Annotated in this window: 5 protein-coding genes; 2 read left to right on the top strand and 3 right to left on the bottom strand. The window is 60.3% G+C overall.

The features are described 5' to 3' along the window. Window positions 1-472: 472 nt before the first annotated feature. Entirely contained in the window at window positions 473-1,153 is a 681-nt protein-coding gene (locus VFE81_RS06115) for a TetR/AcrR family transcriptional regulator (protein WP_325043735.1), read from the bottom strand. Window positions 1,154-1,218: 65 nt separating this feature from the next. Between VFE81_RS06115 and VFE81_RS06110 the strand changes: the two genes are divergently transcribed. Continuing rightward, a complete protein-coding gene (locus VFE81_RS06110) occupies window positions 1,219-1,857 on the top strand; it encodes a glutathione binding-like protein (protein WP_325043734.1) in 639 nt (212 codons plus the stop codon). A gap of 22 nt (window positions 1,858-1,879) precedes the next feature. Here VFE81_RS06110 and VFE81_RS06105 read toward each other — a convergent pair whose 3' ends face one another. After that, window positions 1,880-2,137 (bottom strand): DUF2866 domain-containing protein, encoded by a 258-nt coding sequence (locus VFE81_RS06105; protein ID WP_120295794.1) that lies wholly within the window; start codon window positions 2,135-2,137, stop codon window positions 1,880-1,882. Window positions 2,138-2,449: 312 nt separating this feature from the next. Here VFE81_RS06105 and VFE81_RS06100 point away from each other — a divergent pair, with 312 nt between their 5' ends. Continuing rightward, window positions 2,450-3,565: a GGDEF domain-containing protein gene (locus tag VFE81_RS06100; RefSeq protein ID WP_325043733.1), complete on the top strand. Its 1,116-nt coding sequence runs from the start codon at window positions 2,450-2,452 to the stop codon at window positions 3,563-3,565. Window positions 3,566-3,624: 59 nt separating this feature from the next. Here VFE81_RS06100 and VFE81_RS06095 read toward each other — a convergent pair. After that, on the bottom strand, window positions 3,625-4,674 hold a 1,050-nt coding region (locus VFE81_RS06095), incomplete at its 5' end, for a catalase (protein WP_325043732.1).

Here is a 4,674-nt window from a genome sequence, read left to right as displayed (position 1 = left end):
GTCCTTGAAGCTCCGCACCCCACCGTTACCAGTGACGCACGATCAAGTAGGCTACTGCTGGCAGAACAGCAGGTCCCGTCCGAGATAAAATGCTATCGGCGGGACAGTTGTGATAGCGACTTTGCAGGTCGCACCTGTATGTATGTACAGTATATCCCGTCTTTTTACGCAAATGCGTAGAGCACGTTGAGTTGCTCGTCACCCCTGCAAAAGGGGTAGTTTTGCGCAACGCGCAAGCTACAACGCTCAGGTGAGCGCAAGCATGATGGAGGTGGAGACCACAATGATAAAAAGACAGACGGCGGTCAGTACGTCGTACGGATAGCTCATGTCGAAACCATAATGTGTCGGGCGGAAGCGCCCATCATAGGCATAGCCGGTTCCCGTGACTGTTAAGCATTGCAAAGGCGCTGCTATCCGGCTGTCTTTGATCTGGGCGCAAACTGAACGACGCGAACGAAACACCTTCCGCCTAGCGTCCACGTCCCTTCGCTGCGGTTTTGCCCGTTGCCGGTACAGGTGACTCGCCCGAACTGCCGCATATCAATGTCACGCCCGCAACCGCCGTCGCCCGCAGCGACGCGCGCGAATCGCCCGCGCGGGCGCGCAACGCGAGGCTGTGCAAAATCGCCGACGCAACCTTCGCGAGGAGAGGCGGTTGCGCATCAGCGGCCAGTTCGCCGGTGGCCTGCGCCAGCTTGAGGCGTTTTTCGAAGGCCTTGTCGTAGGTGCGCAGTCCCTCGGCAAGGGCGGTGCGAACCTCGATGTCATCCACCGCTTCGACCGCGGCCGTGCCGATCATGAAGCAGCCGAGCGGATCGCTGTCGGCGGGTAAGTACCACGCGAGCGCGCCGTCATAAACGCGCAGCAGTGCCTGCGGCAATGGCAGGTTTTCGCCGAGCGCATCAACCATCGCGAGTCGGCCGGCCTCGATATAACGTTCGAGCGTGGTCAGATACAACGCATGTTTGTCGCCGAATGCGCCGTACAGGCTCGGGCGGTTCATGCCGGTCGCGGCGCTCAGTTGATCCAGCGAGGTGCCCGCATAGCCGCTGCGCCAGAACACGTTTCTTGCATCGGCGAGCGCCTGGTCGGAATCATAGGCACGTGGACGGCCACGGGGGCGCACTTCTTTTTTTGTACTGGTCGGCATAAAAATATGGCGTAAGTGATTTATATGCAATATAGTACAAAAACTCCAACGACAGAGGATTCCCCATGGATCTGTACTTCTCTCCGCTAGCGTGCTCACTGGCCACACGAATCTCGTTGTACGAGGCGGGGGCGCAGGCTGGGTACATTCAGGTCGATACGAAGTCGAAACAGTTGTCGGACGGCTCGGACTTTTATCCGATCAGTCCGCTCGGGCAGGTGCCGGTGCTGCGTACGGATGAAGGCTGGCTGTTGAGCGAAAACACGGCGATCCTGCCGTATGTGGCCGATCATTTTCCGGCCGCACGGCTCGCGCCCGCCGCGGGCACGGCACAGCGCGCACGGCTGCAGCAATGGCTGGGTTTTATCAGTACGGAGTTGCACAAAGCGGTGTTCGTGCCGCTACTCGATGCGCGCGCGCCGGAAGACGTGAAGCGTTATGCGCGCGAGAAGGCCGCGTTGCGGCTGGGTGTGCTGCAAGATCATCTGGCGCAAAACGAGTATCTGCTCGACGCGTTCAGTGTGGGCGACGCTTATCTGGTCACCGTGCTGAACTGGGCGTCGTTTGGCGGCATCGATCTGTTGCAATGGCCGGCGGTTGCTGACTACTACAAGCGCTTGATGCAGCGCCCGAGTGTCGCAAAAGCCGCTGCGGAAGAAGTCGCGCTGTTTCAGGAAGAAATGGCGAGGCGCGCGAAAAACTGAAGAGAGGTTGCCGGTTGCGTGATTAGTCGTCGCTGTGCTGGCAGAAGCGGCGCCCTGGAATGTGCGACACCACCGCCTGTGCGATTTCGAGTGGCGTGCTTTCCGCCGGCACCACGCGGCGACTCGATTCGGGGGTGTGCTTCATGGTCCATTCAACGAGTCTGTACGAGCGTCCCCAAGGGGGCTGCAAGGGGTCTGAGACCTTGCACGAGTGGATCTGGCGCACCCATTCGTTGCCGGGCATCGCGCGCAAATGCTCGAATACCGTGTCTTCCACCATCGTTTGACTCCTTCTTCGCAGGCATGCTGTCCATCTATCGGTGCCTCGGCGACACCCCTCGATAAAAAAGCGCCGCCGATGTTCTGGCGGCTCAACAGGGGATGTTCTGCGCCATAGTTACAGGTAAGAATTAAGCCAAACTTAAGATCGCGCTCAAAATTTCCACGCTTGATCCTTCTGCTTGATCGCTCCGCTTAACCGCTGTTTTGCATACGCGGTGATCCAACTCTCAAGACCTCGCGGAATTGGCCGTTATTACAGCGGTTGGGGCCGCCGCCCCCGCTTCGCTTCCGGGTCCGCATCATTGATAACGTGACGAATCTCGCTCAAACGCCGCTTTCAGACCGGCTTCGCTCGCTCGTCGATACCGTGCAGCACAACGAACGCACGCTGCGCCGCTTCCAGAACGTCGAGTTGAGGTTGATCGCCGCGCAGAGTTTTCCGTCGTTTCTCGACACGCTGTTCAGCCATCTGCCGCAGGAATTCTCTCTGGCGAGCGTGACGTTGTGGCTCGATGACCGCGCGCCCATGTTGCTCGAACTCCTCGAACAGAGCGCCTTGCTTGCGCTCGACCAGCCCAATCTGAGAACCTCACGCGAAGGCGGCCTCACAGCGCTTGGTCTGTGCGAGGAAGGGCGGCCGTGGCTGGGCAAGCCGGGCGAACTGGATGAAACGGCGCGCCGCGCATTCTTCGGTGACGCCGACACGCCGGCGAGCGCGATCTTGCTGCCGCTTGCCGCCGGCGACACGGTCAGCGGCTATCTGTGCCTGTGCAGCGACGACCCGGTGCGTTTCGGCGAAGGTATGGCCACGGACATTCTGGAGCGCTTCGCGAGCATCGTCACGGCGAGTCTCGACAATGTCGCGCATCGCGAGCGGCTCAAGCAACTCGGTATGACCGATTCGCTGACCGGCCTCGCCAATCGCCGCTACTTCGACGAACGCTTGCGCGAGGAGATCATGCGCGCTGTCCGTTATGGCGTGCCGGTGGCGTGTCTTTTCATCGATATCGACAGCTTCAAGCGTATCAACGACACCTACGGTCATCGGACCGGCGACCGGGCCCTCGCGGCGGTGGCGGCCTGCGTGCGACAGCAGGTAAGGTTGGGCGATACCGTGGCGCGCTACGGCGGCGAAGAGTTCACCGCACTGCTGCAGGGCGATCGCACCGATGCGCTGACGGTCGCCGAGCGCGTGCGGCTGGCTGTTGAAAGGCTGGATTTGCAGGACGATCACGGCGAACGCATTGCGTTGACCGTATCGATCGGCGTTGCGGCGCGCGCGATTACGGGTGCGCCGGCCGAGGCGGCCGCGAACGGCCACGCGATAATGGAAGAAGCCGATCGGGCGATGTATCAGGCCAAACGCAATGGCCGCAACCGCATCGAGGCACTGGCGAAAGTGGGTAACGACAAGGTGCCACGCTAACGCTCGCCGGAGTCGCCAAACCAGTTGCATGCACAACTGGCAGGGCGCATTGCGAGCGTTTAAGGCAGCGCCGTTTCCGAAACCGGCGGCGTCTTGCCGAGTTCTTTCTTCACACCTTCCGCGTAACTCGGATCGACCTTTTCGAACAGCGCCAGTTGCCGGTCGACGATCTCTTTCGGCACGCCCGCCATCGCTTCCGCGATATTCCGGAAGAAGCGCTCGCGATGCGCCGCGTCGAATAGCTTGTACAGCGCCCGCGCGTAGCTGTAGTAGTCGTCGTCCTCGCGATGGTTGTAACGCTCGATCGATCTTTCCACGGCGAGCGGCGGTTCGTTCACCGACGCGTCCTGCGGGAATGCTCCGAACCGGTTCGGCTCATAGTTCGCCGTGCTGCCGAGATTGCCGTCCGTGCGCATGCCGCCGTCGCGGTGATACGTGTTCACGTTCGGCGTGCGCGGTGCATTCACCGGAATCTGATGGTGGTTGATACCGAGCCGGTAGCGATGCGTGTCGCCGTACGAGAAGAGCCGGCCCTGCAGCAGGCGATCCGGCGAGAAGCCGATGCCCGGCACTATATTGGCCGGCGTGAAAGCTGATTGCTCGACATCCGCGAAATAGTTCTCCGGGTTCCTGTTCAGTTCGAGCACGCCGACATCGATCAGCGGAAACTCCTTGTGCGACCACACTTTGGTGATGTCGAACGGATTTTCCTTGCGCGCATGCGCTTCGGCTTCTGTCATCACCTGAATGCAGAAGCGCCATTGCGGGAAGTTTTTCTTTTCGATCTGCTCGAACAGATCGCGTTGCGCGCTTTCGCGATCGCGGCCGATCACCTGGTTTGCCTCGGCATTCGTGTAGTTTTCGATGCCCTGTTTCGACTTGAAGTGAAACTTCACGTAGAAGCGTTCGTTCTGCGCGTTGATGAGCGAGAACGTATGCGAGCCGAAGCCGTGCATCTGGCGATAGTTCTTCGGAATGCCGCGATCGCTCATCAGGATCGTGACCTGGTGCAGCGATTCCGGCGTGCGCGACCAGAAGTCCCACACCGCATTCGCGTCGCGCAGATTGGTTTGCGGATTGCGCTTTTGCGTGTGAATGAAATCGGGGAA

The sequence above is a fragment of the Paraburkholderia sp. genome, from assembly GCF_035656215.1.
Lineage (GTDB): Bacteria > Pseudomonadota > Gammaproteobacteria > Burkholderiales > Burkholderiaceae > Paraburkholderia.
This window is presented reverse-complemented; position numbering and strand designations above follow the sequence as displayed.

Bases quoted from the DNA above. Each gene is read 5' to 3' on its own strand.
- VFE81_RS06115 (WP_325043735.1), bottom strand. From the start codon at position 1,153: ATGCCGACCAGTACAAAAAAAGAAGTGCGCCCCCGTGGCCGTCCACGT.
- VFE81_RS06110 (WP_325043734.1), top strand. From the start codon at position 1,219: ATGGATCTGTACTTCTCTCCGCTAGCGTGCTCACTGGCCACACGAATC.
- VFE81_RS06105 (WP_120295794.1), bottom strand. From the start codon at position 2,137: ATGGTGGAAGACACGGTATTCGAGCATTTGCGCGCGATGCCCGGCAAC.